6 protein-coding genes are annotated in these 4,374 nt (G+C 67.2%); all 6 read left to right on the top strand.

What is annotated here, in order from left to right; translation table 11 throughout:
- On the top strand, positions 1–528 hold a 528-nt coding region (locus JNK68_15995; GenBank protein ID MBL8541846.1), incomplete at its 5' end, for an ABC transporter ATP-binding protein.
- A 12-nt stretch (positions 529–540) separates the two neighbouring features.
- Positions 541–1,299, top strand: a complete 759-nt coding sequence (locus JNK68_15990; protein ID MBL8541845.1) for an ABC transporter permease — start codon at positions 541–543, stop codon at positions 1,297–1,299.
- An 18-nt stretch (positions 1,300–1,317) separates the two neighbouring features.
- Complete coding sequence (locus JNK68_15985) at positions 1,318–1,557, top strand: BolA family transcriptional regulator (protein MBL8541844.1); 240 nt, start codon at positions 1,318–1,320, stop codon at positions 1,555–1,557.
- A 36-nt stretch (positions 1,558–1,593) separates the two neighbouring features.
- The gene (murA, locus tag JNK68_15980; GenBank protein MBL8541843.1) at positions 1,594–2,901 is read left to right on the top strand and encodes a UDP-N-acetylglucosamine 1-carboxyvinyltransferase; all 1,308 of its coding nucleotides are present in this window, start codon (positions 1,594–1,596) and stop codon (positions 2,899–2,901) included.
- A 12-nt stretch (positions 2,902–2,913) separates the two neighbouring features.
- The gene (locus JNK68_15975; protein ID MBL8541842.1) at positions 2,914–3,615 is read left to right on the top strand and encodes an ATP phosphoribosyltransferase; all 702 of its coding nucleotides are present in this window, start codon (positions 2,914–2,916) and stop codon (positions 3,613–3,615) included.
- A partial coding sequence (gene hisD, locus JNK68_15970; protein MBL8541841.1) for a histidinol dehydrogenase occupies positions 3,578–4,374 on the top strand: 797 nt, incomplete at its 3' end. The genes JNK68_15975 and hisD, both read left to right, overlap by 38 nt.

The following is a 4,374-nucleotide window of genomic DNA, read 5'->3' as shown; positions in this document are numbered from 1 at the left end:
ACCTCGAAGGCGCGGACCAACATGCGTGCGCTGTCCGGCGGCATGAAGCGGCGCGTGCTGGTGGCGCTCGCCCTGGTGCACAAGCCGCCGGTGATCGTGCTCGACGAGCCCACTGCCGGGGTGGACGTGGAATTGCGGCAGGGGCTGTGGGCCTTCATGCGCGATCTGAATCGCGAAGGGCACACCATCGTCCTCACCACGCACTACCTGGAAGAGGCGGAGATGCTCTGTTCCAGGATCGCGATGATGAAGGCCGGACGCATCGTCGCCCTCGACACCACGGCAAACCTGCTGCGCAGCGTGCCCGGCCGCACGCTGCGGCTGCGGCTCGATCCGGATCGGCTGCCGGCTGCGCTCGAAGCGTTGCAGCCCGGTCATGAGGATGGCGTGCGCACAGTCGAGCTCAAGGATTTCGCGCAGGTGGGGGCGATCCTGACCGCGCTGCGCGAGGCGGGGATCGACGTGCAGGACATGGAGATCGCCGTCCCCGACCTCGAGGACGTGTTCGTGCGCATCATGCACCGATAGGTCCGGCGCGCCATGCAATCCGGTTTCCTCACGCTGTTCTACAAGGAACTGCTCCGCTTCTGGAAAGTGAGCTTCCAGACCATATTGGCGCCGGTCGTCACCGCACTCCTCTACCTGCTCATCTTCTCGCACGTGCTCGCGGGGCACGTGGAGGCGTTCCCCGGCGTGAGCTACGCCGCCTTCCTCATCCCCGGGCTCGCGATGATGTCGATCCTGCAGAACGCCTTCGCCAACAGCTCGTCGAGCCTGATCCAGTCGAAGATCACGGGCAACATCCTGTTTGTGCTGCTGCCGCCCATCTCGCCCGGCGAGTTCTTCCTGGCCTATGTCCTCGCGGCGGTCGTGCGCGGTCTGGCGGTCGGCGTGGGCATCCTCATCGCGACGGTGTGGTTCGCGGAACTGCGGCTCGACCACCCGCTATGGACGTTCCTGTTCGCCTTCTTCGGCAGCGCGGTGCTCGGCTGCCTCGGCGTCCTCGCCGGCATCTGGGCGGAGAAGTTCGACCAGCTCGCCTCCTTCCAGAGCTTTCTCATCATGCCGCTCACGTTCCTCTCCGGCGTCTTCTACTCGATCCATTCGTTGCCGGCGTTCTGGCAGACGGCATCGCACCTGAACCCGTTCTTCTACATGATCGACGGCTTCCGCTACGGTTTCTTCGGCCACTCCGACTTTCCGCCGCTGTGGAGCCTCGCGGTTGTCTTGGCGAGTCTCGCCGCCTTATCATGCCTCACCCTGCGGCTGCTCGCGCGCGGGTACAAGCTGCGGTATTAGTCTTGCAAAGGGCAATTCATGGTCACCCCCGACAGCATCAAGCACAACATCGCCGACAAGCTCCCCTGCCAGCTCGTGGAGGTGGAAGGCGACGGTCACCATTTCGAGGCGCTGATCGTGAGCAGTGCATTTGCAGGCAAGACGCCGGTGCAGCGTCATCAGCTCGTATACGCAGCCCTGGGCGATCGGATGCGCGAAGAGATCCACGCGCTTTCCATGCGCACGTTGACACCCGAGCAGTGGCAGGCCAGCCGCTAGCGCGGTTTCTTTCAATTCCAGAAGGTCAGAATTTCCTTGGACAAGCTCGCAATCGAGGGCGGCGTCGCCCTGCACGGAGAGGTCCGTGTGTCCGGCGCGAAGAATGCGGCCCTGCCGATCCTGTGTGCGGCGCTGCTGACAAAGGAGCCGCTCACGCTCACCAACGTGCCGCGGCTCAAGGACGTGGCCACCATGCTCACGCTGCTGCGGCAGATGGGCGTGCGGATTCTGCAGGAGGCCGACATGGTGACGCTCGACGCGTCCCGGCTCGACCGACCGCTCGCTTCGTACGAGCTCGTCAAGACCATGCGCGCGTCCATCCTCGTGCTGGGGCCCCTGGTGGCCCGTGCCGGCGAGGCGCGGGTGAGCCTGCCGGGTGGCTGCGCGATCGGCGCGCGCCCCGTCGACCAGCACATCAAGGGTTTGCAGGCGATGGGGGCGGAGATCTCGGTGGAACATGGCTACGTCCAGGCGTCGAGTCCACGCCTCAAGGGCGCGCGCCTCTTCACGGACATGGTGACCGTCACCGGCACCGAGAACCTCATGATGGCAGCCTGCCTGGCCGAGGGTGACACGGTCATCGAGAACGCCGCGCGCGAGCCGGAGGTCGTGGATCTCGCCAATTGCCTGGTCGCCATGGGCGCGCAGATCTCCGGCGCGGGGACGGACGTGATCCGCATTCGCGGCGTGCCGCAACTGCATGGCGCGCGGCACCGGATCATGCCGGATCGCATCGAGACCGGTACCTACCTGTGCGCGGCGGCCGCCACCGGCGGCAAGGTGCGGCTGCTCGGCGCCTCGTCGTGCTATCTCGATGCCGTCGTCGACAAGCTCATGGACGCCGGCTGCGAGATCACCTCCGAGAAGTCATCCGCATTCGAGGCCATTCAGCTCACCGCGCCGCGCACGCTCAAGTCGACGTCGATCCGCACCGCACCGTACCCGGCGTTTCCGACCGACATGCAGGCGCAGTTCATGGCGCTCAACACGGTTGCGCAGGGCACCGCCGTCATCCGCGAGACGATCTTCGAGAACCGCTTCATGCACGCCGTCGAATTGCAGCGGCTCGGCGCCGACATCCGCATCGACGGCAACACGGCGGTGGTGCAAGGGGTCGCGCGGCTGCAGGGGGCGACGGTGATGGCAACCGACCTGCGCGCCTCCGCCGGACTGGTGATCGCCGGCCTCGTGGCGGCGGGCGAGACGACCGTCGATCGCATCTACCACCTGGATCGCGGGTACGAGCGTCTCGAGGAGAAACTCGCCCACCTCGGTGCGCGCGTGCGTCGCATACACCCGCGGGCTGCGGTGCTCGTCGAGGCGCCGCGCGCCGCCGTGCAGTAAAATGCGGGGTCCATGAAACCCGTCACGCTCGCCCTCTCGAAGGGGCGCATCTTCGACGAAACCGCGCCGCTGCTCGCGGCGACAGGAGTCGTGCCGACCGAGGACCCGGAGCGCTCGCGCAAGCTCATCGTCGGCACGACGCGCCCCGACCTGCGCCTTCTCATCGTGCGCGCGACCGACGTTCCGACCTACGTCGAGCACGGCGCGGCCGATCTCGGCATCGCCGGCAAGGACGTGCTTTACGAGCATGGCGGCCAGGGGCTGTACCAGCCGCTCGACCTGGGCATCGGCGCGTGCCGCATGATGGTCGCGGTGCCGAAGGGCTTCGACTACGAGTCGGCGGTGCGCCACGGTGCGCGGCTGCGCGTCGCGACCAAGTACGTGAACGCCGCGCGCGATCACTTCGCGCGCAAGGGCGTGCACGTCGACCTGATCAAGCTCTACGGCTCGATGGAGCTCGCACCACTGACCGGTCTCGCCGATGCGATCGTCGACTTGGTGTCGAGTGGCGGGACGCTGCGCGCGAACGACTTGAAGGCGGTGGAGCTGATCGCACCGATCTCGGCGCGGCTCATCGTCAATCAGGCGGCGCTCAAGCTGCGCCGCGACCGCATCCAGCCGCTCATAGACGCCATGGCGCGGGCGGTCGGCGGGCTCTCCTCGCAACCGCACGCCGATGCTGCGACGCCTCGCATCCACGCAGCCGGACTTTGACTCGCAGCTGGCGGCGCTGCTCGCCTTCGAGTCGGCGCAGGACCCGCGGGTGGAGACGGCGGTCAGCGAGATTCTCGCCGACGTGAAGCGACGCGGCGACGCGGCGGTTCTCGATTACACGCGGCGGTTCGATCATCTGCAGGCGGAATCGATGCGCACGCTTGAAGTCGCCCCGCAACGGCTGCAAGCAGCGCTCGATGGCTTGCCCGGCGCGCAGCGCGCGGCGCTGGAGCACGCGGCGGAGCGCATTCGTGCCTTTCACATGCGCCAGTTGCAGGACTCGTGGAGCTACCGCGAAGCGGACGGCACCGAACTCGGTCAGCGCGTGACGCCGCTCGATCGCGTGGGCCTGTACGTGCCGGGCGGGCGCGCGGCGTATCCGTCATCGGTGCTGATGAACGGGATTCCGGCCAAGGTCGCCGGTGTCGGCGAAGTGACCATGGTGGTGCCGACACCGCATGGCGAGCAGAACGAGATGGTGCTGGCAGCGGCTGCGCTGTGCAGCGTCAACCGGGTGTTCACCATGGGTGGCGCCCAGGCGATCGGTGCGCTTGCCTATGGTACCGGGAGCGTGCCGCAGGTGGACAAGATCGTCGGCCCCGGCAACGCGTACGTCGCGGCGGCGAAGCGGCAGGTCTTCGGCGTGGTCGGCATCGACATGGTGGCCGGTCCGTCGGAGATCCTCGTCATCTGCGACGGCAGCACCGACCCCGACTGGGTGGCGATGGACCTCTTCTCCCAGGCCGAGCACGACGAGCT

It is taken from the genome of Betaproteobacteria bacterium (assembly GCA_016791345.1).
Classification (GTDB): domain Bacteria; phylum Pseudomonadota; class Gammaproteobacteria; order Burkholderiales; family JAEUMW01; genus JAEUMW01.
Note: the sequence above shows the minus strand (reverse complement) of the source record. Positions and strands in the feature narration are given on the sequence as shown.

Excerpts from the sequence above, each read along its gene's own strand:
- JNK68_15990 (MBL8541845.1), top strand. The coding sequence starts at position 541 with ATGCAATCCGGTTTCCTCACGCTGTTCTACAAGGAACTGCTCCGCTTC.
- JNK68_15985 (MBL8541844.1), top strand. The coding sequence starts at position 1,318 with ATGGTCACCCCCGACAGCATCAAGCACAACATCGCCGACAAGCTCCCC.
- JNK68_15975 (MBL8541842.1), top strand. The coding sequence starts at position 2,914 with ATGAAACCCGTCACGCTCGCCCTCTCGAAGGGGCGCATCTTCGACGAA.